Genomic DNA, 25,268 nt, shown 5'->3' with positions numbered 1-25,268 from the left:
GTCGACTTCGCATTCAATTATGAATGAAAAGTCGACTTTTTTTTATATAGCCAGTGTCTCCAAATATCATTCCATCATTCATTTGCATGCACTGCTGAACATAACTGACAGCATTCATGCCGTAGTAATTGGCGGCCGAGTCCGTTCGTGCACCACCATTCTGAGCTGGCTTGCAGTCTGTAGGCGGAACGATGATAACAGTATCGTGAAGCGGTGCCAACGCCTCACCCATCGTACACAGCAAGTACCCCACAGCATTCACAGACGATTGGCAACGGATGGGGGCATAGGTAGCTATTGATGGATCAAAGGAAAATAGATAGAAAAAAGGTTCAATCACTTCTTCTTTGGAAGTGATTGAACCCTTATCTATTCCGACGAAATTTATTAGGAAACTCTCATTGAGAGGCTATTTTCGCTTTTGCAATTATTGAGACAATAATCGTTTATAAGTGGAAAGTGTTGCGAAGTGCAATCCTTCATGGTACAGGTTATAACGGAGCGATTGCTCTGGAGTTACTCGAGCGAGTCCCGTGGACGTATTAATCGCGGCTACATTTTCGTTCAAGCGATCCATCGGATACTGCTTGCGAATTCTATCCAGCTGCTCTGTCAACAGGGTTTTCAGTTCTGGCAATGTTGGATTAGGAAGTGAAGCAGGGTACGTGTCGAGCGGCGACTTTCCGGAAACGAACCGATCCATAAACCCTTCTGGCAGATGAAGCGGCAGCTTCAGTTGCGATAGCGCCAAGTACTCCGTAACGAAATAGATGTGACCAAGGTGCCAGCGAATATTATTGCGAAAACCAGTGGGAATACGGTCTGCGAGCTCCTCAGTTAGACCTTCGAATGCTTTCAATGTTTCTGTTCTAATATTGATCAATTCTTCGAAAATAATTGTGTTCATCTGTATCGCTCCTCTATTTTTTATAATTTAAATGTTTCACTTTTTAATCCGTTACCAGTCGGTTCTTTGAACAAAGGAGTTACGGCCGGTCGTTCTGAACAGTTCTACCTTCGTAGAACATGCGATCCGGGATTTCTACTTTCTCTTTGGCCGTCAAATCGCCCGCGCTTAATTTAAAGATAGCGGTTTTACTCCCTAGCGGGGAAACGTACCGATCCAAATGAGTCCGCCCCAGCGGCTTATCGTAATAGCCTGGCACATATTTGTCCAGCATGACCTGCATGGCGGCCGTCGCTTCATCTAAATCGGTTACGCGTTCCAAGTTGCCTTCGATAATGACACTCATAAAGGCGGTATCCGTTTTAGCGGGTATCGGGCTCGTGATGGTTCCGTAATTTTCGCTGATGGTGAAGCAGGCTCGAGGGTTTTGCTCGATATAAGTGATTTTTCTTCCTTCTTCTGCACCATGAAAATAAATGGCGTTGTTCAGAAAAGAGAAATTGAGTGGAATGACATAAGGGACATCTTCTGAAGAAAGCCCGAGAAATCCAATCTGGGCTTGTTTAAGAAATTGCAGGATTTTATCGGCATCCGTCGAGCTGCGTTTCACATTGCGAAGTGGAAACATCGTATTCATCGCCTTTCAAATTGTGGGGATTGGAAATAAGAAAACGTTCTGGTTAGATGCTGTGAAATAGATGTTACGAATCAATTGATCGTATCCAAATATTCTCTGATTTGTGCAGGGGTCTTTGCAAATTTGCTGTGCAGATGAGCTAATTTTTCACCATTCTTAAATACCAGCAAGCTTGGAATGCCTTTGACGTCATATTTTTCGGTGAGCTCTTCGAATTGCTCGGAATCTACCGCATAGAATTGCTTATCCGAATGTTCGTTTATAATATCACCGATAAACCGGTCTAAATTTTTACAATCATGACACCAAGTTGCATCGAATTTCATAATCGTGTAGCCGTCACCGTTAATTTTCTCTTGAAATTGTTGTTGTGTTTGAATACGTTCCATGTTTATCAATCCCTTCCTTCTCCATATATTGTGATTTAATGGTTTTCGTTATGCTCCAAAAATTTCTCGGCATCAATAGCTGCCATTGCACCGCTACCCGCAGCCGTAATCGCCTGACGATATTTGTTGTCCTGGACATCTCCGCATGCAAACACGCCTGGTATGCTTGTTTCGGAAGTGCCTGGCTTAACCACTAAATAACCGACTTCATCAAGTTCCAATTGTCCATTTAAGAATTTCGTATTTGGGGTGTGACCGATTGTGATGAAAATGCCATCGGTTTCGATGATTTCTTCCTCACCCGTCGTATTATTACTTACTTTCAAGCCGTTTACTCCCTTGCTGCCTGCTACTACCTCAAGCGGCGTTTTGTTCAAGCTCCACGTAATTTTACTGTTGTTGCGAGCACGGTCCTGCATAATTTTAGAAGCTCTAAGCTCCTCGCGGCGATTGACAACACGTACCTCGGAAGCAAATTTCGTAAGGAAATGTGCTTCCTCCATGGCGGAGTCGCCACCGCCTACAACGATGATCTTTTTACCGCGGAAGAAGAAACCGTCGCAAGTGGCACAGGTGCTCACGCCACGCCCTATATTTTCTTTCTCGCCGGGAATACCCAGATATTTAGCCGAAGCACCGGTCGAAAGTACCAGTGTTTGAGTTATAAGTTCTTCTCCGCCTTCAAGCGTCAGTTTAAATGGACGATTGGATAAATCGACGTTGTTAATCCAGCCTGTACGAAATCTAGCACCAAAGCGCTCTGCTTGCTTCCGCATGTTAGCCATGAGTTCCGGTCCCATAATTCCTTCCGGGAACCCTGGAAAGTTTTCAACCTCTGTGGTGGTGGTTAGTTGCCCGCCTGGTTCGGGACCTTCAATGACAAGAGGTTCCAGATTGGCACGTGCCAAATAGATAGCGGCGGTTAATCCAGCAGGTCCTGTTCCAATTACAATTGCTTTATACATGAAGTGAATTCCTCCTCTATTTTGTAACTATTTATTTTTATTACGAAGGTTACTTGATGTACTATAGCATGAACTGTGATGGATGGCAAGTAACTAGGTAAATATTATTTTGGTTGTTACAAACGAGACGCCTTACATAAAAGAAGAGGAGTAGAGGCATAATGTTATATAAGGTTTTTATGAAAAGCGATTATCACGACACTCCGCCGATCTCGAGGGGCAGAACCGTACGCTGAGCAGAGGATGCCGCTTCCTTCGGCTGCATGCTCGCGGCTGGCGATCCCTCACGATTGCTTATTTACGACAACTAAATGAAGGTGCGGAGGTTCCGCGTATAAGGGTATCTTCCATTACCGATAACTAGTGTGCGAGCACTGTAATTGGATATGGAATAGGATATCCTTTTTATTTTGAATGCTGGCGATTTATAAAGATCGTTAATTAACGTTATATATCTGAAAATAATCGTGTAGAGATCTCTTTGATTTCATTCCTATAATGGACATGAATGTAATTACATTGTAGAAGGAGAGATTTTATGCGAGAAAGGATTACGAAATGGGTAGCTTTATTCCTGCTTTTGTTTTTGACGTTCCCTTCCAACACGGGGATTGGCCTTCAAACTGCTTATGCGGAAAGTCAAACCTATGAAGCAGAAGCCCAGGTTAATGTTTTAAGCGGTAACGCCTCAGTAACCGAATGCACCGTGTGCTCGGGAGGGAAGAAGGTAGGTGGTCTCTATCAAGGTAGCTCACTGCAAGTCAACGGCATTACCTTGAACGAAGCTGGAAGCTACAAGGTGTCGGTTTCTTACATATCCGGTGATCCTCGTGCGGTGAACATCCGTGTAAATGGAGGGAGTGCGCAAAACTTCGATTTTCCCAAAACGGCTGACTGGAGTACGGTTGGCACTTTTGAGGTCACGCTTCAACTGAATGCCGGTACGAATACGATCGTGTTTGACGATGGAAATTGGTATTCGCCGGACATTGACAAAATAGTAATCGCTTCCAAAGTAACTCAAAATCCAGGAGGAGGTGACGGAGGCGGAACTGAGCCGCCATTCGCACACAATTACGAGGCTGAGTCTGCTGTAAATATACTTACTGGCAAAGCGTCGGTGTCCAATTGCGGGAAGTGTTCAGGAGGTCAGAAAGTCGGTAATTTGTATCAAGGCAGCTCGCTGCAATTCAATCAAATCCAAGTGAATGCTCCTGGTATCTACTCGGTGAAACTGTACTATATCTCCGGTGATCCCCGATCTGTTCACGTCAGTGCGAATGGAGGAACGTCCGAGTTGTATGATCTGCCGAAGACGACGGATTGGAATACGATCGGCACGTTTGACGTTGATCTTAATTTAAAGGCGGGCAGCAACACGATCATCTTGTCTGACGGTGACGCTTACTCCCCTGATATCGATATGATCGCTGTTTCGCCTAAAATTGTTACCTATGAAGCAGAAGCTCCTGCTAATACACTAGCTGGCAAAGCAACCATTTCGAATTGCAGCAGTTGTTCCGAAGGCAAAAAAGTCGGCAATTTATATCAAGGCAGCGCCTTGCAATTTAATGGCGTTGAAGTGGGTTCAACGGGGAATTATCAAGTAACGGTTTCATATATTTCCGGTGATCCTCGTTCCGTACAAGTCAGTGCAAATGGTGGAGCTTCAGAGACGTATGATTTTCCGAAAACACCTGACTGGAATACAGTGAATACGTACGTTATTCCTTTAGCTTTAGTGGCTGGCAGCAACACGATCCAGTTTGCTGACGGCAACGGCTACTCCCCGGATTTGGATAAAATCGTCGTCGGTCCAAAGATTGAACCGAATCCTGGTGAAGATGATAACGTCGACAGCAACCTTGGCGCCCCCGGCGAGTCGAAACAGTACGGTTCCATCACTGTAACGCATTATACGTATGGCGCGACTTTTTCGAACGGTGAAACTACCGTTACGTATCATACGAATACCGGTCTGGCAGATTATTCATGGAAGGATGCCAAAATCGTAAAAGGCGTATACGGCAGCTTACAATTGGGGGAACTCGTTACCAGCAAGAGTTATACCCATCATACCTTATCGGATGCTGCGATCGTCCCGGTTCATGACGGTTTCGGTACAGGGCTTCGTTTTACCGTCATCAACGAATCGCCTGGTAAACCTACACTTCATCAAATCTATACTGTGTATGAAGGAAAGAGCTTCTTTCTGACACAGTTAAAAGCGGTAGACACTTCATCTATGACGACGAATAACATAGCTCCTGTCGTTGTGAACAATAGTGGCGGTGTGGATATTGGAAGCAATGGCGATAACAGAGCGCTATTTGTCCCATTTGATAACGATAATTGGATTCGGTATAAGGCACAATCGATCAACACTTCGAATACAGGTTATGAAGTAACAGCTATCTACGATAACGCGAATCGGAATGGTCTCGTGATCGGCTCTGTCACTCACGATACATGGAAGACGGGTATTACTTGGAACGGGTTTAATAATAAATTGAATAACCTCACGGTGTATGGGGGAGCTTCTTCCAACGTGACGCACGACGTAGAGCCTCACGGGAGCATATCTGGTACTGAAGTAACGTCACCAACCGTGTTCGTTGGCTTTTTTGCGGATTATCGTGCCGGTCTCGAAGAATACGGTCGTGCGAACGCCGTGTTTACTCCGCCATTAAGCTTCCATGGACCTGTTGCCCAAGAAGTTCCGGTAGGCTGGAACAGTTGGGGAGCCTACGGCAGCAATCTCACCTACCAAGATGTCATAGATACGTCGAATTACTTCAAGGAGCACCTTCAAAACCATTCTTTTAACAACAAAGATACACTCTACATTAACTTGGACTCCTATTGGGACAATTTAACGGATACTCAGTTGCAAAATGCGGTGACAATAATTCGTCAAAATGGTCAACAAGCCGGTATTTATTGGGCACCCTTTGTTTACTGGGGCAATAATATGAGTCAGACGGTTGAAGGGACGAACAATCAATATACGTACGGAGATATTGTATTGAAGGATAGCATGGGGAAGATCTTGCCTACTCTGGACGGTGCTTATGCGATTGATCCGACTCATCCGGGGACGAAGGCACGAATGGATTATTATTTGGGTAAATTTAAGGCTTTAGGTTTCACTTATATCAAATTGGATTTCTTAACGCACGGTTCTTTGGAAGGAAAGCACGCGGACCCAACTGTGACTACCGGTATTCAAGCTTATAATCAAGGGATGGCGTACGTAAATACTGTCATTGCCGGCAGCATGTTTATTAGCGAATCGATTGCGCCATTATTCCCAAGTCAATATGCACACAGCCGAAGAATCTCATGCGATGCATATGGCAAAATCAGCGAAACAGAATATGAACTGAATGCGCTCACCTATGGTTGGTGGCAGAATGGAACGATTTACTCGTACACCGACCCAGATCATATGGCATTATCGAGGGCAAGTTCCTTGGACGAAGCGCGCAGCAGAGTAAATTCTGCCGTTATTTCGGGCACGGTTTTCTTGAATTCTGATGATGTTCATAATGAGAGCGCTCAAGCCTACATGAACGAATTGTTGACGAACAAGGAAATCAACCGAGTTGCTTTACTAGGTAAAGCTTTCCAACCGGTCGAAGGGAATACCGGAGCAACTGCTGCCGATACTTTCGTACTGAATAACAATGGAACTTATTATGTGGCTGTCTTCAATTACAACGGTACTTCCTCTTCGGTGAAGTCCGTCGATCTGGCTCGTGCGGGATTGAATGGCAGCAGTAACTATCTACGAACTGATTTATGGACGGGAGCGGAGGATAAGGTGAGCGGCAAGCTAGACGTAACCCTGAAGCCTGCCGAGTCTAAACTGTTTAAGCTTCAGCTTGATTCTATTCCTCCTACGACAACCGTCGTCATTGGTGGGATCAGTGGTTCTGGAACCTTTACCAACAAAGACATCAAGTTGACATTCAACGCAGCAGACCAACCAGGAGGCACCGGCTTACTGTTGACGCAATATCAGCTGAACGGCGGAGATTGGATAACGGTTAACGGATCTGTAACGCTAACCGTGGAAGGCGTTTACAGCATTCAATATCGTTCGAAGGATCGATACGGTAATGTGGAGGAAGCTAAGCAAGTGACAGTAGGTATTGATCGCACAGCACCTGTTGTCCGAATAAGCGATCCATTAACAATCTGGCAAACGGATCCTTTGAGCCTGCCAGTTCAGATCACGGATGTGTTAAGCGGCATGAGCAATAGCACCGTCCAACTGGATAAGAATGTCATGGGCAATCCAATTCAAGCTGCCCCTGCATCCTTAGCCGTTGGAAACCATGTGATTGAGATCATAGGGACAGATCTGGCCGGCAATGTGACGGCGAATACGTATACGCTGCAGGTACAGATAGATACCAATCATTTCATGGATCTCATCAACATTGGTGTTGCGAATGGTTCAATCACAATTTCAGACAAAGGCAAGGAGTTGCTTGCCAAAGTGGAAGCGATTGTGCGCAGCCATAATAAAGAAGCGACTGTCCAGCAATTAAAAGCACTGCGAATCTTTGTGAAAGTTTTAACCGTCGGAAAGAAGATCACCAAAGAGTTTTCTAACATTCTCATTGCCGACATCGATTACTTCATCCATAATGCCAGTAAATAACCATATGGAAAAGGGGCTCTTGCAAGAGCCCCTTTGTTTCATATTTTCAATCATGCTTGAGAACTAATACCGTGCAGCGGAATACGAATTTGCGCCTTCGTTCCGATGCCGAACTTACTATAAAGCCTAACACCGTATTCGTCGCCGAACGCTAATTTGATCCGCTGGTCAACATTGGTAATCCCATATCCCGAGACGTTGTCGGTTTTATTCAGAGCACGTTCCAGCGTTTCAGTCCGCATGCCCATCCCGTCGTCAATCACTTCCAGATAAATATCGCGATCATCCTTGTACACTTTTATGATAATATTAATTCCCACTTCATCATCCCAAATGGCATGATTGATGGCATTTTCGACAAATGGCTGCAACCCTAGCTTGACCGTTTGATAAACAAGTACAGAATCGTCAATCACATAGTGGAGTCGAAGCAGTCCCTCGAACCTGCGCTGCTGGATGGCAATGTAATATTGAGTGAGTTTGATTTCTTCACTGATGGGCAATATCATTTTTCCTTTATTTAAGGAAATTCGGTAAAACTTGGCGAGGTGTGAGACCATTTCGTTAATTGTGTTATCTTTATGCTTAACGGCTAATGCAGAGATGGACGCCAATGTGTTATATAAAAAATGTGGATTGATTTGGGCTTGCAGCATTTTCATTTCGGCTTCTTTCTTCGAAATTTCTTTCTTGTAGACCTCATTGATCAATTCTTTCAGACGACCTATCATTTTTTGGAATGCAAATGATAACTGACCAATTTCGTCATGCCCCATAAAAGTCATGTTGACATTAAAATCTTCCCGTTCTACGCGCCGGATGACTTGAAGCAGGGATTCAATCCGTTTGGTGAAGAAGCGTGCGGTTATATAAATTAAAACAACGGAGATCGCTATACTGCTCAAAGCCATGATAAGAATTCGCTTGGAGGCGATTTGAGCGTTCGTGATAAAGCTCTTGTATGGGATCACGGAAATGGTCTTCCAGCCATTCTTGATCGTGTTGTAAACGACGAGTGATTTCTCACCATTGTACATACTATCGAAGCTTCCTGAGTTGTTCTCACCGAAATTAGTAGAGATCAATGTGCCGATATTTTGGTTAAGAAGCGCTTTATTGCGGTTAGATAAGATATTGCCGTTCTCGTTAACGATATAAATATCTTTTTGTTTATCTTCCTTTTCCATGAGCCGATAAATGTCGGCTTCGGCAATATCGAACGTAAGAATACCGTAAGGAAAGTTAATGCTGTTGTTATTTAGCAAGCGCGCCAGCTTGAATACAGATTCTGTGGAAGCTGTAGTTGCTGAAACGCTGTAAGTCACATTGCCGTGAGAGTGGGCGATAGACTCGTACCAATTGGTTTTTGTTGCCTCAGCATCAATTCGCTTAATATATACGCTATCCGCAGGAAATGTCGTATTGCTCGTATAGATGGATACCGCCCGAATGTCGGGATTTGTGGCCAGTACATTATTAATCACATTATTGAAATAAATGTATGAATCCAAGTATTCTGTACTGTTTTCGGTGTAATCTTTGATCAGCAGCAAACGAAGGGTACTATCCAAATAAATGGATGCTGATATTTTTGAATAAGAATCTAGCTTCGTTTCCAAGTTTGTGTTTATTTGATCTGTCGTTGCAATCATATTGCTGTAGATTTGATTCGTTAACTCCCGTGTGGTCGTGTCATAGGAATATTTCACGAAAAATAATAACGGCAAGATTGAAACGATGCAAAAGACAGTGAACGATTTGCGGTGCAAACTGAGATTAAGAAACGTTCTGGCTACAAACCGGAGTGGCAATGGCAATTGTCTTTGTATCATAAAAGTTTCTTCCTGTATTCATTAGGGGTCGTTCCTTTGAACTTCTGAAACACGGAGCAAAAATAAGAGACGTTTTCGTATCCAACAGATGAAGCAATCTCATGAATTTTTTTGGATTTATCTTTTAGCAATTCAGCGGCATGATGAATCCGTACACGTGTCAAATATTCCAATATCGTTTCTCCTGTTTTTTCCTTAAATAAGGTTCGTACGTAATTGGGTGACAGATACACTTGTTTAGCGATATCCTCGATGGTTAACTGTCTGCTGAAGCTGCGGTCGATAAGACTAACGATTTGATGAACGATATGGAGATTTTTGTCCTTGTCCTTGTCCTTCATAAGGGAGAGGATGGAATGGCAGACATCCAGGATGTGATCTTCGATTTCATTTATGGTTGAATAATTGGCTATACGCTTCCAATCGTCGACATACATGGAATTGACGGAGTCACCTCCGATTAAATTGGCAAAATGCTGCTCTATGGCCGTAATAAGGCGCAGCGAGCTTGAGCAAACCAGATCCCGGTCGACTTTCGAGGTGCGCATTTCTTCAAAGAAGTCTTGAATCACGGTGATACCTGTAGATTCCTGCAAGTGGGAAATGGCATGACAAAGTGATGCTATTGCCGGTTCAGGGTTCACCTCTTTGTACACCGGCTCAACAGCTTGATCGGCCTTGGTACACGATCCCAAGCCAAAATAAAATTTGCTTTCATTCGCTCGTTTGGCGCCTACGGATAATTCGTATAGACTATCTAAGCCCATACGAACGTCGGATACACCGATTGAAATGATGGCGTCGTTCCTGTCGTTTACATACCGAATCAGTTGCTCTGATGCATGGTAAAGCTCTAATGACGATATATCAAGCTTGTGACAGAGTAGTACGAATGTTCCTTCTTTGATTTGACAGAGAAAGGAATGGGGGATTTCCGCCTGCGCGAAATTGCGGATAAGTGTCACGAGCTCCACACCATAATTGCTAACAGGGTCAACCGTTATATATATAATTTGAAAAAGACCGCTCGATGGTAACTGGGAAGGCAGTAATAACAGTTTCTCGATCCATTGAGATCTAATCATGGGACTACTTTCTAGGAGCAGCTCCCTCAGATAGGATTCTTTTAGTACTTCCGAAGTTTGGGAGGAAATCCGGAATTCCTCGCACTTCTGTTTAACTCTCTCCATTAAATGCTGGAGCTCTCCGATGTCGAGAGGCTTCAACAAATAGCCGATCGCTTCCACGGATAGTGCTGCTTTAATATAGTGAAACTCATCGTGACCACTTAGGAAAGCGATCTGGACATTGCGATTGATCTGTTTGGCTCGTCTGCTGAATTCCAGTCCGTCCATAATTGGCATACGGACATCTGTTAATATGATATCAGGTCGAAGCTCTTCCATGCGTTGAAGCGCTTCTCTGCCGTTCTTCGCTGTCCCAGCGACACGAATGCCCATGTCTCCCCAACGAACGTAATCGGCTAGCATCTCGAGCTCTATTTTTTCATCGTCTACAAGTAATATGCTGTACATTGAAAGCGTCACCACCTTTCTGAACGCCTAATCTTACCAAATGTATTGTAAAACGTATAGCTCAAATAAACAATGACCTCGCAAAAGGATCGTTCTTTTGGAATATGTTTCTGAAGAAACTTGTATAGAATTTCCTTTTGCCCATTCCTATAATGAGAATATACAAAATGATTATGGTTGTGACTGAGCGGCACAAGCCGCCGCAGCCTGGAAAAGGCGGGTTATTCATATGGAAGCGCGACTTAAAAAGATGAAGGGGCAAAAATATTTATACCTAATGATCCTGCCTGCCTTCATCTCTACCATCTTATTTTCATATGGTCCAATGTTCGGCTTGTACATGGCGTTCATCAATTACTCGCCCGGCGGAGGTTCTTTTTTTCACCAGTTCTTTACGAGCAAGTTTGTTGGATTCGAGTGGTTTCGGTACTTCTTCACAAGCGGTGATTTTTATATCATCATGCGCAATACATTGGCTCAAAGCTTCTTATCACTGTTGGTTGGATTTCCTGCACCGATTCTGCTGGCCCTTATGATCAATGAGGTGAAGACCGGTGTATTCAGAAAATTGGTACAAACGGTATCGTATTTGCCTCACTTTATATCTTGGGTTATAGCTGCAAACATCATCATAACGCTGCTATCTTCGCAAGGTCTAATCAACAAGTTGTTGATGCTAATGAACATTACGGAACAACCGGTACAATTTTTCCAAAATGGCCATTATTTCTGGGGGATCATTGCCGTATCCAATATGTGGAAAGATATGGGATTTAACGCAATCATGTATTTGGCTGCAATATCCGCTATCAATCCCGAACAATATGAAGCAGCAAGAGTTGATGGTGCAAGCCGCATGCGCCAAATGTTTCATGTCACACTTCCGTCATTACGCCCCACGATCGTCATTCTGGCCATTTTGTCAATCGGAGGTATCTTGAACGCGGGGTTCGATCAGCAGTATTTGTTGCAAAACAACACCATATTGAAATATTCGGACGTTATCGATACTTATACGTACAGATACGGACTACAGAATGGCATGTTCTCTTATGGTGCTGCGGTTGGGTTGTTCAAATCGGTCATTGCCTTCATCTTGGTGGTCAGCGTCAACACGTTCTCCAAGCGAATGAATCAGCAATCTTTGTTCTAATAAGAAATAGATAGGAAAAGGTGAGTCTGAATGAGAACAAAATCGAGTGGCGATATCGTCTTCACCGGGTTCGTGTATGCGTTCCTCTTTCTGGTGTTTATTGCAACGTTCTACCCCTTCTGGAACATTTTAGTGCTGTCACTGAATAGTGCAGAGGATACGATCCGGGGCGGTGTTTATTTCTGGCCGAGGGTGTTTTCCTTAACAAGTTATGTGCAGATTTTAGGCGATCAGGAGATTATTAATGGGGTTAAAGTGACTCTAGCACGCACACTGATCGGCACACCTCTCGCTGTTCTGGTAATCAGTCTGCTTTCATACCCGCTCAGCAAGCGTGATTTGGTCGGTGGGAAGTTCATCACACTTTTCTTCATATTCACGATGTACTTTGGCGGTGGCTTAATCCCCTACTATATGATCCTAAAGAGTCTGCACCTGATTGATACCTTCTGGGTGTACATTGCGCCAGGTCTTATGAATGTATTTTTTATGATTCTAGTACGCACATTTATTCAGCAGCTTCCTGGGGAATTAGATGAATCTGCGAAAATGGACGGCGCGAACGATCTGCAAATTTTCGTTAAGATCGTATTGCCGTTGACGACTCCGGTGCTTGCTACGATCGGTTTGTTTACGGCGATCGGCCATTGGAATTCTTGGTTCGATTCTTATGTATTCACCTATAAGCCTGAACTTAAGACGCTGCAGGCTGTTCTCGTCAAAATTTTGAATCAATATCAGACATCCTCTATGGTGTCGGATGCGCAACAGATGGCGGATTCGGCGAAACGCCTCGCCGTATCGTCGGATTCGATCCGTATGGCTGCAACGATCGTGGCAACAGTGCCTATTGTCATCGTTTATCCGTTCTTGCAAAAGTATTTTGTCAAAGGGATGACTGTTGGAGCAGTTAAAGCCTAATCAAGCTTGCTCATTTTTGAAAGGCGGTGGTTAGGAGCCCAATCCACAGTGGATAGGACGATACCCTAGTAAGCTATGTAATCAGATATTTCCAATACAATTAGTCAAGGGGGATTTTATTCTATGTTCAAAACCAAGAAATCGTTCAATGTGCTGCTTTCAACGCTCCTTATGGGGTCCGTTATCGCCGGTTGCTCGACGAAGGAAAATACGGCCTCTACAAGCGATAAGCCAGCTGCTACTACCGATAACAAAGCAAACGATACGACACCAATTAAAATGACGTTCTTTGATAAAAATACGGGCGATGCTTTCACGAACGATGTTGCGAAGGAAATTACGAAACGGACGGGTGTTACGATCGAAATTCAGCAGCCAACGGGCAATCCTTCCGAAAAGCTGAATCTGATGCTCGCCAGCAGCGATTTGCCGGATCTTGTTTTAATGGATCGCGGAGATATCGTTAGTAAGTACATCGCCGCAGGGGCGATTATTCCGCTGGATGATCTAATCGCGAAATACGGTCCCAACGTGCAGAAAATGTATGGGGACACTTTGAAAAAGACACGGTTTACCGACGGGAAGAACTACTATCTTTCTAACTGGTACGGCCCAGAGAATGAGCCTGTATTCGGCATAAATATGCGCATGGATTGGCTTAAACAGATTGCTCCGGACAAAGCTGATGGCGGAAAGCCGTTCACGGCAGATGAATTCGAGACGCTGCTGAAGGATTTTAAGACAAAGCTTGGCAAAGTAGACGGCAAAGACGTATTCCCGATGAGCTTCAACGGTGAAAACATGGGCGCTGTGCTCGGAACGTTTAAAGGCATGTGGGGAATGAGAACGTACTTCGAAGAAAATGGAACCCTGAAGTATGATGTGAAAGACCCGAAATATAAGGAAATGCTAATGTACTTGAATAAACTGTACCGCCAAGGATTAATTGATCCGGAATGGCCCGTCAACAAGAAGCAAACGTGGGAGCAAAAGATTTCTAACGGACTCGTATTTGCATCGCCAGGCGCTTATTGGGATTTCGGTACGCCTAACGGTGTGCTTAAGAAAGCAGGCGGACCTGAAAGACAGCTCTATCCGTATAAACTTGTAGGACCTGGCGTTGACCCGGCAAAAACGACATTAGGACCTAAAAGTTCGCTCGGTTGGGATGCGATAGCGATCACAAAAACGAATAAAAACCCTGAAAGAACGATGAAACTTATTGATTTCTTAGCCAGCGAAGAAGGCCAATACCTTCTCATGTGGGGGATAGAGGGTGTGCACTGGGATAAGAAGGACGGCAAGCATACACCGCGTCCGGAAGTTCTTCAAGGCTTTAAAGATGATTGGGATAACTACGCGAAGAAAACAGGTATTCGCAAATGGACTTGGTTCGTGAAGAACGGTAAAGGCTCCGACGGTACGCCGTATGATTTGCCGGGACGTTACCAACGTAACGAGATCGACCAGATGGCACTGAAGAACTTGTCCGATACGGTGTGGGAAACAGCGGCTTATGATAATCTCGGCCCTGCCGGCGGCACCCCAGATGCGCTAGTCAGCCAGAAAATTTCAGATATTATGAGCCAGACAATTACGAAAGTAATCATCTCCAAGACCGAAACGGATGCAGCTGCATTGTTCGATAAAATGCTTGCCGATATGAAGGCAGCAGGTGACGAGAAGGTAGAGAAAATCATGAGCGACAACTACAAGAAACGTATGGATCTTTGGAAGTAAGAGAGGATGCAGACAGGAAGCCGATGCACTGTTCGGCTTCCTTCTTCATTCAATAGGCATGAAGGAGCGGATCATGATGATATCCAGTACGATTATCTTTCAAGAGTTGAACGGACAATTGGTTGTAGAAAATGGGTTGTGCCGAATAATCGTCGATTTGGCAAGCGGATTAACCGAATATGAATGGGATTCCGGGAGCCGCTTGAGCAGCGCTTACAGTGCAGCCCGGATCGACGGCCAATACTTTGCTTCGACCGAATATTCAGAGCACAAACTGGCCGTTAGCGGCACTCACATGATCCGTGATGATTTCGGCACAGGCTGCCGCTTCTCTGTGATTCATTCAGCTGAGTCGCTTCCGGTTATGACACAGACGTTCTGGCTCTATGAAAAAGTGCCATATTTTTTCGTTCAAGTCGAGCTGGAGGGTGAATCGGATGCTTTGGAGACGAACTATATTTCTCCATTGACGGTGAATCCAGCTACGGGGTCATCAGCGATTTCTTTGGATATGGAGGTAAAGGAACTACGTGCGTTGTTGGTGCCTTTCGATAACGACAAGTGGGTGCGTTACGAATCAGTCGCTATGCCGAATAAGCTGGAAAGCTACGAGGTAACGGCTATTTTTGAACCTGTATCGCGAAAAGGCTTAGTCGTTGGTTCGGTTACGCATGATACTTGGAAAACCGGTCTGAAAGTGGTCGGATGTGAAGGAGCGGCTATTCACCATCTGGAGGTTTATGGTGGAGCAGTAGGGGAGTACACACGCGATACCATTCCTCACGGTACGCTGATCGGTAAAACAGTTGCTTCACCGCGCATCTTTGTGGGCATGTATGAAGATTACAGAACCGGACTGGAGGAATACGGGAAGGCTAATGCTGTGATCGTGCCACCGCTTCAATGGGAACACGGTGTTCCGTTCGGATGGAATAGCTGGTCGGCGGCAGGGGGAGAACTCGACTACGAACTTTACACTCATACGTCGGACTTCTTAAAGAGCTTGCACGATGGCGGGTTTCATCATCAGGGGACTGTCTATATTAACTTCGATTCCTTCTGGACGAACTTATCGCAGGAGCAGCTCGAAGACGCCGTGCGTCACGTTCGTGACAATGGACAAAAACCCGGCATTTATTGGACACCTTTTGCTTTCTGGGGGAAAGATTTTGATCGGGTTGTGGAAGGCACCGATGGCAAGTATACGTATCGAGATCTTCTGCTGTGTGATGAACAGGGACAAATTTTACCCGAGTTGGACGGAGGACTTGCGATTGATTCTACCCACCCTGGCAATTTGATGCGGACGGAATGGCACCTTGAACGTTTTGTCAGGTGGGGCTTCGAGTACATTAAACTCGACTTCCTAGGACACGGTGCTTTGGAAGGCATGCACTTCGATAAAGAAGTACGTACAGGACTTCAAGCATACAACCTTGGCATGGCGTTGATCAAAACTAGGCTTGATCCCAAGGTTATTGGGCGTCCATTCTTTATAAATTTGTCCATTGCGCCGATGTTTCCACATCAATATGCGCATAGCAGGCGCATTTCATGCGATGCTTTTGGTACACTCGAAGATACGGCGTATATGTTGAATTCACTCACATATGGTTGGTGGATGAATGGGACCTTATTTCCGTTCAATGATCCTGACCATACCGTGCTATACAAGAGCTTTAACCAAGAACCTACAAGGGTACAAGAAGGTAGGAGTCGTCTAACTGCTTCCCTTATTGCAGGGACGGTTCTTCTCATGGGGGATGATTTCCGGAATGAGGATGCTAGAACTAGGGCAGAGGACTGGCTGAGCCGTCCGGAGCTGCTCAAAATTGCAAGGACAGGAAAAAGTTTTATTCCGGTTGAAGGAAATACAGACGCTGCTTCTGACAATGTGTTTTTCCAAATGGCAGATAAGGAATGTTTGATAGCCGTGTTTAACTTTAATAAAGATGAACCGGTTGAGAAACGTATATCGATTGAGCGCTTAGGTCTGCCCCAAAATGCGACGTATTGGCTGCATGATCTTTGGGAGGAAACTGCCCTTCAGTCAAAAGGCGATATAAGCGTTCGCTTGGAACCGGCAGAGTCGAAGATTTTTAAGTTGATTCTGTAGAGGGAAGAGCTGCATCGGCAGCAAAAAAATATACTGAAAGCCAGGCAAGGCTGTATCTCTCGTAGATGTTCTACAGAGAGATACAGTCTTTTTACGTAATTAAAGGTATTTTTCTAAAATGATTTGGTGGAAGGTCTTCGCTTTTTTGAGATTCAGTACTATAATTTCAATAAAGTTAGTTGGAAGTATTTTACTTTCGAAGGAGACACTCAGGCATGAGTTATCAGAACGTAAGTAATCCGCCATCTCTCCCATGGGACCTTGCTACCCTATATCAGGTGCCGATTCAAGTTTCCATGCCCGAAATGGAAGAGGCAAAGATCAAAGCCATCATGTATGAAGCGCTGCCATACCAAGGAAAGCAGACACGTGTATTTGCTTATTACGGGATTCCCGATGCACCAATGGGAGCCAAGATCCCAGGCGTAGTCCTCGTACATGGAGGTGGGGGGACAGCATTCAAAGAATGGGTAAAGCTGTGGAACGACCGGGGATACGCAGCCATCGCCATGGATCTGGAAGGACATATTCCTACATCTAAGGATGAGGAAGGTGTAAGGCCAGACCACGCATGGAGCGGACCTTCTCGGCAAGGCGAATTTGCCGATTATGAAAGCCCCGTGGAGGATCAGTGGATGTTTCACGCCGTTGCAAACGTGATCCTTGCGCATTCGATCCTGTGTTCCTTCGAAAGCGTAGCAACGGATCAAATCGGTTTGCATGGGATATCATGGGGAGGCATCGTGACAGGTATTGCTGCGGGGGTGGACGAACGCTTTTCATTCGCCATTCCAGTCTATGGGTGCGGTTATTTGTTCGAGTCGAGCAATAAGTATGGGCAGAGCTTTAAGCTGATGCCGCCTATTTATGCGGAGAAGATCAAACAATTGTGGGATCCTTCGGCGTACTTCGATCGAATTACGATTCCCATGCTATGGGTAAAATGAGAGCCATGATACGCATTTTCCGCTGCACTTGTTCAGCAAATCGTATCAAGCGTCGAGAAATGGCAGCCAAACTTCCAGCCTTAGCATTCTTTTCGGGCTCAGTCATTCGCATGCAGCAGGATGGAAACCGGCAGAGATATATGCTTTCGCAGATCACATAACAAAGGGTACGCCATCACTGCCTAAGATTATAAGGGAAGTAGTGAGTGGGGAACGGATAACCCTCCAATTCATGTCAGAGTTCCCTATCGTGAAGGCAGAACTGCGCTATGTAGGGCATATTTCCAACTGGTTTGAGATTGAATGGCAGACGAAGGAAGCACTTATTCATACGGATATCAATGAAATTACAGCATTACTTGAGGAAAATACGTCTGCATGTTTCATTCAAATCATAGATGAGCGCGGATATATCGTAAGTACACCCGTGCACATCTGTGCTTCCTAAGAAGTAAGGCCCCTCCCCCACAGCTACTTATTTTCAAAAATGACTAAAGGGAACTATGCTCCGCCTGCCTTATGGTAGGTGGGGCTTTTCTCAATTCGATAAAGGATGTGGAAGTTGTGCCAACTACAGATTACATGTTGTCTCATAAGCTTTCCGACTTAAGAATTTGGTTAAGAGCTTTACAAAATTAGAAGCGAAGATCGTGAACAAGAACCGTCTGGGGGGATGACCTTGGCGGTTCTTTGTGCAATATGCTTCTCACCATCATAAAAAAAGACATAGTGGTATAAGTATGGACAATGACAAAGGGGTACAAGGATAGTAATATCGAGTCGAAGGTCGATTATTCTCACTCCGTTTTTAGACGATCCAGGGGAATATACACTAACCATCCAGCCCAAGGCAATCTGCGGTTCTGTGTTGATGAACTTAAAAGAAATTACGCTTGAACGTATCTAGATCACGAATGAACAAGAAAAGGAGAGTGGCGCTATGCTTTACAATTTTATGCCTGCACCTATGAGTGGCGGCTTCCAAATGGCAGACTACTGGGTCTGGTGCGGATCCGCTGTTCAAGGCGAAGATGGCAGATTTCACTTGTTTGCCTCAAGATGGCCGAAGTCTCTTCCGATGCATCCGGGCTGGCTTGTCCAATCGGAAATTGTTCGTGCTGTTTCTGATCAGCCCGAAGGACCCTATACGTTTCAGGAGGTAGTTCTACCTGCGCGAGGAGCCGAATATTGGGATGGTCGCAGTACGCATAATCCGCATATCGTTAAGCATAAAGACAAGTATTTACTGTTTTATATGGGGTCAACACATCCCTTTCCTGATCCGATTGCGGGAGACGGATATGGTTTACAAGATCCGCGCTGTATCGTCGCACGAGCGAATAAGCGCATCGGATTAGCAGTATCGAACAGCATTCATGGACCATGGGAGAGACGTGATGTCCCTATTTTATCTACAAGGCCAGGGAGATTCGACAGCTTCTTAACATCCAATCCTGCACCTTGCGTAGAGGAAGACGGATCTGTGTTATTGATCTATAAAGCTAGACAATATGAAGGTCACCAGCATGGGAAAATGACGTTTGGCGTTGCACGTGCATCTCATTACGAGGGCCCTTACCAGGTGATGAGTGAAAATCCGCTATTCCCGCCTGACGTTCATTTGGAAGACCCTTTCGTTTGGCGAACAGAGGACGGGTATGAATTGATAGCCAAGGACATGGAGGGCAATCTGTCTGGTGAAAAGTATGGCGGCGTACACGCATCTTCGACGGATGGTTTGAGATGGAAAATTCATCCATCACTCGCCTATTCCCGAAACGTGCGGTGGGATGATGGGGTCACACGCACAATGGGAAATTTGGAGCGACCATTTTTATTATTTCAGGATGGCAAGCCAACGCATCTGTTCGCAGCTACCTCGGATGGTACCAAGGGCTTCCATGATGCCTCACAGACTTGGAATATGGTCATTCCGATAGCCCGTGAATGAATAACAACAGGATCAACATTGGGAGGATGAGGTGTTATGACTAGCATGGAAGCTGTAACCGGAGTAAATCTCGCACTAGCATGCGCAGTAACGTGCAGTTCAGAAAGTGCGAATGGCGCTGGCAGACAAGCGGTAGATGGGGCCGTGGATACCTATTGGCAGCCATTAGGCTCCGATCAGAAGGATGATAACCGCGTCTGGCTAACAGTTGATCTTGGCGCAAGTTATTCGTTCAATAAGGTCCAATTAAAATTGGCGTCTGGCTTCATTAGTGGTTACCGTGTTCTTTATTCTAATGACGGATTAGCTTGGCAGAAAGCTTTCAGTCGGGAGACGTCGATAGGCGGGATTCACACAATTGAAAAAGCTGTTTTTCCGAAGGTAACGGGACGATTTGTATCCTTGGATATGGACCTATTTGATCCAGAGCGTGATGTTCAGCTCATCGATTTCGGCATTTATGAACAGATATCTATTCCGTCTGGTCCCTTGTTGGAGCAACTCGTTTTCACTGTTGGAGGCAGGGATTACGGTCAGGACGATACGTTTACTGTACCAGTGAACAACGTGCTGCAATTGGCATTGAGAGGGATCCTGACAGACGGTTCGGAAGCCGATTTGACGAAAGCGAAAGTCACGCTACGCAGCAGCAACGATAATGTGATCTTAGTAGATGAACTCGGCAGCCTGACCAGTCATCAATCGGGCGTCGCCCAAATCCATGCGATCGTTCAATTAAACGGCGTGACCAAAGAGACTAGTTGCTTCGCAGATATTCACGATTCAATGGAGTGGTTGGTGGATCTCGAGTTGGATCATCCTTCCTTAGTCTTAGAGATTGGTCAGCCAGCCTTCTTGGATATGGACAGCCCATTCCCAGCTCTACATGTGCGACCGGCTGAAGCGATGAGTTTGCAAGTTACTTTAGTGAATGTATCTGCAGGTCAGCTGATGTGGACACATCCCATAGCGCAATTTGCATCGGGGGAGGCCTCGACATATACATTTCCAGGAGAAGTGAGGGAACCTGGTCAGTACCAGATAAACGTAGAGATCAAAGTAGAAGGTGGTCTCACTTACTATGATGCCTTCTATTTTACCGTCCAGAATCCTCTAATTACGATGGAAGGGCAGAGTCGAATCGCTCATGTAGGCGAGAATGGAAAACTGGTTTATGTGCCTGATTTCAAGGGGAATCAGATCATCGACTTTTCCAATTGCGGATATGGTGGAGGCGGTGTAGCGATCCCTGATATCGCACCTGTTATTTCACTTGAACCCGTGGAGGGAGATAATACGGCGCATATCCAAGAGGCTATAAACAGGGTAGCTGCATTACCGCAATCTTCGTCAGGCTTTCGTGGCACCGTTCTTTTGAAGAAGGGTGTCTATCCCATCGACGGTACATTGCAGATTCTGGCAAGCGGCATTGTTTTGCGTGGTGAAGGGGAAACTGAGGACGGGACTTTACTGTATGCCACAGGTACCAAGCAGCGAAATGTGATTGAGATCAAGGGAGAGTCCGCCCCTCGTCTATTACCAGATACGCAGACCTCCATTTGTGATCTGTATGTACCCTCAGGTGCACGTACGATCCATGTACAGGACGCTTCTAGTTATCGTGCAGGAGACACCGTCAAGGTGCTTCGCTATGGAAATGAACGTTGGATTCATGCGATTGGCATGGATGCGATTCGAATGAGGCCCGTTACAGGCGGAACTGTTCAATGGTCTCCGTTCCAGCTTGAGTTCGACAGAGTGATTACCCATGTTGATGGCAATTGCATCACACTGGATGCACCTATCGCGAATGCGATTGAAAGCCGCTGGGGAGGCGGTGCGCTTATGAAATACGAGGATGGAGGCCGTATCGAACAGATCGGTATCGAGTGTTTGAAGGTGGTTGTTTCGTATGATCCAAGTATCTGTGACACGAGAATCGATGGTAATGCGGGCAGTGTACACTACCTGGCTGACGAGCAGCATGCGATTAACTTCATTTATTTGGATCATGTCAAAAACGCCTGGATACGCAATATAATTGGCGTCCATTTCCAACATGCACTGGTGCAGGTTGGAAGCTCTGCGAAATGGATCACCATTCAGGATTGTGCAGCTTATGCCTTCATCAGCGTGATCACCGGAGGCCGTCGGTACCCGTTTCATCTCATGGGTGAATTAACGCTCGTCCAACGAGCGTACACGGAAACCGCAAGACATGCCTTTGCCGTTGATGCGCGCGTTGCAGGTCCCAATGTATTCCTCGATTGCGAGTCACAGAAGGATTACAACTCGAGTGAACCCCATCATCGGTGGTCTGTGGGCTGTCTCTATGACAATGTAAAGGGACGTATCCATATTCAGGACCGTGGATGGTTGGGGAGCGGCCATGGGTGGTCAGGGGCGAACTATGTGACTTGGAATACCTCGAATGAGTTGGTCTCCCAACAGCCTCCAACTGCTCAAAACTATGCGATCGGACATGTTGGAAAACTAGGCAAGTCACTTTTACCAAGTCCCTATGATCAGCGGCAGCGCAAAGAAGCATACTGGGAAAGCTTCGGGAGACATGTAACTCCACGCAGTCTTTATATACAACAGTTACTGGACCGTCTTGAACAGCCGATTCTCACCTAAGGAGTGCACGAGGCAATTCAAATTGATGATGAACCGCAACATCAAACAATGCCCGATGCCGTATGGGCAGTCCATGGCACTGATGCTTATGGTGGAAGCATGTAAATAAATTGTACGAATCTCCTGTGAGTGGTCCATGCAAGTGAGCATGGGCTTCTTTGCATGCGTTCACGACTAGATTTGAATAGCCAGTTTAGGTAATGAGGGTAACTAGTTTCGATTTTGAAGATGAATTTACGATAATGATGATGATTATTTTCCGTGATTTGTATTAAATTGGAGGAGAGTGCACGCACTCGACATCGATGAAAGGAGTTCAAAGATTAGCGAGAATTCATTGTTTCCAATGGCAATCAAAATTAAGGGAGGATGTATTTATGGGAAAAGGTAAAAAAGTAGGCATTGTTCTTCTATTAGTTAGTTTGTTTCTTGCCATGATTCCTTTTGCAGGTTATGCTGCGGACACGAAATTGTCAGTCGCGCCATCCGGGGTGACGGCGAGTGCGGATGATGGGAACGTGCCAGCAAATACGGTGGATGGAAGTTTAACGACACGTTGGTCTGCAAGCGGAGATGGGCAATGGATTAAATATGATTTGGGCTCTGTAAAAAAAGTATCTTACATTAAAATCGCGTTTATTAGTGGGGATACGAGAACTTCGAATTTCGATATTCAAACATCTACAGACAATATTACTTTTACGACGGTTCAGGCTAATGTGACGAGCAGCTTGAATACAAGCCTGCAGACTTTTGATTTTCCCGATGTAGACCCGGCCCGTTATGTGCGGATTGTGGGACATGGCAACTCTGTGAACTTATGGAATAGTTATACCGAGGTAGAAATTTACGGTGATACTTCTGTAAGCGCTTCCGTTGATGTGAAGTTCTCCATCGCTGGGGCATCCGTAACGGCTAGTGCCGATGATGGGAATGTGCCTGCTAACACAGTGGATGGAAGCTTAACGACTCGCTGGTCAGCTAGCGGCAACGGACAATGGATCAAGTATGATTTAAGCTCGAACGTCAGGGTTGCCTTTATTAAAATAGCCTTTGTAAGCGGGGATACGAGAACCTCCACTTTCGATATTCAAACGTCCACGGATAATGTGAATTTCACGACGGTTCAGGCCAATGTGACGAGCAGTTTGAATACAAACTTACAAACGTTCGACTTCCCAGATGTAGCGTCAGCCCGTTATGTGCGAATTGTTGGCCACGGCAACTCCAACAACTTATGGAACAGTTATACCGAGGTGGAGATTTATGGTGAAGCCCCTGTGATACCCGGTGTTTCGGTTTCCACTTCCGCACAGTTAGCATCTGCCTTAAGCAATGCAAGCGCAGGTACGACGATCGTGCTAGCCAATGGGACTTACTCACAAACGGGAGCTTTTATCTTAAGTAATAAAAATGGCACAGTGAGCAGCCCAATCACAATCAAGGCAGCTAATCCAGGTCAGGCGATCATTTCTGGCGGTGCTTCTCTCCAAATTCAAAATTCGTCCAATGTCGTTATCGAGGGACTGAAATTCACCAATTTAGGAAATACAGCACTTCTTTTAGATGGATCTAATAACATTCGTGTTACTCGAAATCGATTCGCTCTGCAAGCAACAGGAGGAACCCTCATCTGGCTGCAGGTTAGTGGTGTCAATAGTCATCATAATCGAATTGACCATAATGACTTTGGTCCGAAGAGCGACACGGATCCTCTGATTGCCTATCAAGGTGATGGTAACGGGAATATCTCTCAATATGATGTTATTGAATATAATTACTTTCATGATTTGGGTCCATGGGTTGCTAATGGCAAAGAAACGATACGTCTTGGCTTATCGGGCATCTCATTATCCAATGGATATAATACCATCCAGTACAATCTATTTGAGAACTGCGATGGTGAACCGGAAATCGTTTCTGTGAAAAGCAGTAACAATACCGTTCGATACAATACCTTCAAGACATCCAAAGGTGGACTCACCTCGAGACATGGACATAACAACTCCTTTTACGGAAACTATTTCCTAGGTGATGGTGTAGAATCAGAACAAGCAGGAATCCGCATTTATGGCAACGATCATAAGATCTACAACAATTACATGGAAAATCTAACAGCTAACGCTATTATTCTTGATAATGCTGATTATGATGGTGGTACGGGTGGTTATCCTTCCAATCCATCAGCGGATGACTTGAAAGAACAATGGAAAATATACCGAGCGCAAGTCGTCAACAATACGATTGTGAATAGCACGACGGGAATCATCGTTGGTTCTGGTAAACCCTTAGCTCCACAGGACAGCAGAGTGGCTAATAATATCGTAAGAAATTCCACGGGGACCCTCTATAATGAAGTTGGCACCACCAACACAGTATTTGAAGGGAACATGGGATACGGCAGCACAGTAAGTAATAATGGTTCGAGGACTACTGCTCAAATATGGGGAATCAATCCGTTATTCACAACGGTAAACGGTTTGCAAAAGTTATCTTCCACCAGTCCGGCAATAAACGCTGCGGTGGGAACCTACACGTATGTGACAGAGGATATGGATGGGGAAGTACGTTCCACTACTGACATTGGAGCAGATGAACGGTCAACAAGCACATCCTTTGGGAAACATCCGCTGGGAGCAACAGAGGTTGGACCTAATGCGCCATAAGTAACGAAACGTTCGATAACGATATGTCTAGAAAGCAAGAGCGCAACAGCTTGGCTGTGCGTTCTTGTTTTATTTTGTAATCGCTATCATTTTAATCGCACGAAGGAAGGATTATAGGTAAGAAGCGAGAATAGTATCCTTGTGTTTGCGTTACTTCCAAATTGTTATGATCGAAGGCACCTTTTATGAATGGGACTAACTCA

17 protein-coding genes are annotated in these 25,268 nt (G+C 45.2%); 10 read left to right on the top strand and 7 right to left on the bottom strand.

What is annotated here, in order from left to right:
- Window positions 1-13 precede the first annotated feature (13 nt).
- The 5 genes from AC58QG_RS09985 to trxB form a co-directional block, all read right to left on the bottom strand.
- Entirely contained in the window at window positions 14-340 is a 327-nt protein-coding gene (locus tag AC58QG_RS09985) for a hypothetical protein (protein ID WP_497361898.1), read from the bottom strand.
- Between the two features lie 87 nt (window positions 341-427).
- Complete coding sequence (locus tag AC58QG_RS09980; protein WP_497361897.1) at window positions 428-907, bottom strand: DinB family protein; 480 nt, start codon at window positions 905-907, stop codon at window positions 428-430.
- Between the two features lie 79 nt (window positions 908-986).
- On the bottom strand, window positions 987-1,535 hold the full coding sequence (locus tag AC58QG_RS09975; RefSeq protein WP_497361896.1) for a pyridoxamine 5'-phosphate oxidase family protein: 549 nt from the start codon (window positions 1,533-1,535) through the stop codon (window positions 987-989).
- An 80-nt stretch (window positions 1,536-1,615) separates the two neighbouring features.
- Window positions 1,616-1,942, bottom strand: a complete 327-nt coding sequence (locus AC58QG_RS09970) for a thioredoxin family protein (RefSeq protein WP_497361895.1) — start codon at window positions 1,940-1,942, stop codon at window positions 1,616-1,618.
- Window positions 1,943-1,968: 26 nt separating this feature from the next.
- A complete protein-coding gene (gene trxB / locus AC58QG_RS09965) occupies window positions 1,969-2,898 on the bottom strand; it encodes a thioredoxin-disulfide reductase (protein WP_497361894.1) in 930 nt (309 codons plus the stop codon).
- Window positions 2,899-3,436: 538 nt separating this feature from the next.
- On the opposite strand from trxB, the gene AC58QG_RS09960 reads away from it, so the two are divergent.
- Window positions 3,437-7,567 (top strand): carbohydrate-binding protein, encoded by a 4,131-nt coding sequence (locus AC58QG_RS09960; RefSeq protein ID WP_497361893.1) that lies wholly within the window; start codon window positions 3,437-3,439, stop codon window positions 7,565-7,567.
- 50 nt (window positions 7,568-7,617) lie between these two features.
- On the opposite strand, the gene AC58QG_RS09955 is transcribed toward AC58QG_RS09960, so the two are convergent.
- A complete protein-coding gene (locus AC58QG_RS09955) occupies window positions 7,618-9,399 on the bottom strand; it encodes a sensor histidine kinase (RefSeq protein ID WP_497361892.1) in 1,782 nt (593 codons plus the stop codon).
- Complete coding sequence (locus tag AC58QG_RS09950) at window positions 9,396-10,934, bottom strand: response regulator transcription factor (protein ID WP_497361891.1); 1,539 nt, start codon at window positions 10,932-10,934, stop codon at window positions 9,396-9,398. Before AC58QG_RS09950 ends, AC58QG_RS09955 begins: the two co-directional genes overlap by 4 nt.
- A gap of 229 nt (window positions 10,935-11,163) precedes the next feature.
- Between AC58QG_RS09950 and AC58QG_RS09945 the strand changes: the two genes are divergently transcribed.
- The 9 genes from AC58QG_RS09945 to AC58QG_RS09905 all read left to right on the top strand — a co-directional run bounded on the left by AC58QG_RS09945 (window position 11,164) and on the right by AC58QG_RS09905 (window position 25,065).
- Window positions 11,164-12,087, top strand: a complete 924-nt coding sequence (locus tag AC58QG_RS09945) for an ABC transporter permease (protein ID WP_497361890.1) — start codon at window positions 11,164-11,166, stop codon at window positions 12,085-12,087.
- Between the two features lie 30 nt (window positions 12,088-12,117).
- Window positions 12,118-13,008, top strand: a complete 891-nt coding sequence (locus tag AC58QG_RS09940) for a carbohydrate ABC transporter permease (protein ID WP_497361889.1) — start codon at window positions 12,118-12,120, stop codon at window positions 13,006-13,008.
- A 123-nt stretch (window positions 13,009-13,131) separates the two neighbouring features.
- A complete protein-coding gene (locus AC58QG_RS09935; RefSeq protein WP_497361888.1) occupies window positions 13,132-14,748 on the top strand; it encodes an extracellular solute-binding protein in 1,617 nt (538 codons plus the stop codon).
- A gap of 73 nt (window positions 14,749-14,821) precedes the next feature.
- Window positions 14,822-16,864 (top strand): alpha-galactosidase, encoded by a 2,043-nt coding sequence (locus tag AC58QG_RS09930; RefSeq protein ID WP_497361887.1) that lies wholly within the window; start codon window positions 14,822-14,824, stop codon window positions 16,862-16,864.
- A gap of 215 nt (window positions 16,865-17,079) precedes the next feature.
- Window positions 17,080-17,811: an alpha/beta hydrolase family protein gene (locus tag AC58QG_RS09925; RefSeq protein WP_497361886.1), complete on the top strand. Its 732-nt coding sequence runs from the start codon at window positions 17,080-17,082 to the stop codon at window positions 17,809-17,811.
- A gap of 232 nt (window positions 17,812-18,043) precedes the next feature.
- Complete coding sequence (locus AC58QG_RS09920) at window positions 18,044-18,259, top strand: hypothetical protein (protein WP_497361885.1); 216 nt, start codon at window positions 18,044-18,046, stop codon at window positions 18,257-18,259.
- 492 nt (window positions 18,260-18,751) lie between these two features.
- Complete coding sequence (locus tag AC58QG_RS09915; protein ID WP_497361884.1) at window positions 18,752-19,762, top strand: glycoside hydrolase family protein; 1,011 nt, start codon at window positions 18,752-18,754, stop codon at window positions 19,760-19,762.
- Window positions 19,763-19,798: 36 nt separating this feature from the next.
- Window positions 19,799-22,399, top strand: coding sequence for a discoidin domain-containing protein (locus tag AC58QG_RS09910; RefSeq protein WP_497361883.1), 2,601 nt, complete (start codon window positions 19,799-19,801; stop codon window positions 22,397-22,399).
- Window positions 22,400-22,776: 377 nt separating this feature from the next.
- Window positions 22,777-25,065 (top strand): chondroitinase-B domain-containing protein, encoded by a 2,289-nt coding sequence (locus AC58QG_RS09905; RefSeq protein WP_497361882.1) that lies wholly within the window; start codon window positions 22,777-22,779, stop codon window positions 25,063-25,065.
- Window positions 25,066-25,268 lie beyond the last annotated feature (203 nt).

It is taken from the genome of Paenibacillus sp. J22P169 (genome assembly GCF_059691995.1).
Note: the sequence above shows the minus strand (reverse complement) of the source record. Positions and strands in the feature narration are given on the sequence as shown.

What these genes read in the sequence shown, in the direction of transcription:
- AC58QG_RS09940 (WP_497361889.1), top strand. Translation starts at nt 12,118, where the DNA reads ATGAGAACAAAATCGAGTGGCGATATCGTCTTCACCGGGTTCGTGTAT.
- AC58QG_RS09975 (WP_497361896.1), bottom strand. Translation starts at nt 1,535, where the DNA reads ATGTTTCCACTTCGCAATGTGAAACGCAGCTCGACGGATGCCGATAAA.
- AC58QG_RS09905 (WP_497361882.1), top strand. Translation starts at nt 22,777, where the DNA reads ATGGGAAAAGGTAAAAAAGTAGGCATTGTTCTTCTATTAGTTAGTTTG.
- AC58QG_RS09925 (WP_497361886.1), top strand. Translation starts at nt 17,080, where the DNA reads ATGAGTTATCAGAACGTAAGTAATCCGCCATCTCTCCCATGGGACCTT.
- AC58QG_RS09960 (WP_497361893.1), top strand. Translation starts at nt 3,437, where the DNA reads ATGCGAGAAAGGATTACGAAATGGGTAGCTTTATTCCTGCTTTTGTTT.
- trxB (WP_497361894.1), bottom strand. Translation starts at nt 2,898, where the DNA reads ATGTATAAAGCAATTGTAATTGGAACAGGACCTGCTGGATTAACCGCC.
- AC58QG_RS09955 (WP_497361892.1), bottom strand. Translation starts at nt 9,399, where the DNA reads ATGATACAAAGACAATTGCCATTGCCACTCCGGTTTGTAGCCAGAACG.
- AC58QG_RS09910 (WP_497361883.1), top strand. Translation starts at nt 19,799, where the DNA reads ATGACTAGCATGGAAGCTGTAACCGGAGTAAATCTCGCACTAGCATGC.
- AC58QG_RS09920 (WP_497361885.1), top strand. Translation starts at nt 18,044, where the DNA reads ATGTCAGAGTTCCCTATCGTGAAGGCAGAACTGCGCTATGTAGGGCAT.
- AC58QG_RS09950 (WP_497361891.1), bottom strand. Translation starts at nt 10,934, where the DNA reads ATGTACAGCATATTACTTGTAGACGATGAAAAAATAGAGCTCGAGATG.
- AC58QG_RS09980 (WP_497361897.1), bottom strand. Translation starts at nt 907, where the DNA reads ATGAACACAATTATTTTCGAAGAATTGATCAATATTAGAACAGAAACA.
- AC58QG_RS09930 (WP_497361887.1), top strand. Translation starts at nt 14,822, where the DNA reads ATGATGATATCCAGTACGATTATCTTTCAAGAGTTGAACGGACAATTG.
- AC58QG_RS09945 (WP_497361890.1), top strand. Translation starts at nt 11,164, where the DNA reads ATGGAAGCGCGACTTAAAAAGATGAAGGGGCAAAAATATTTATACCTA.
- AC58QG_RS09935 (WP_497361888.1), top strand. Translation starts at nt 13,132, where the DNA reads ATGTTCAAAACCAAGAAATCGTTCAATGTGCTGCTTTCAACGCTCCTT.
- AC58QG_RS09915 (WP_497361884.1), top strand. Translation starts at nt 18,752, where the DNA reads ATGCTTTACAATTTTATGCCTGCACCTATGAGTGGCGGCTTCCAAATG.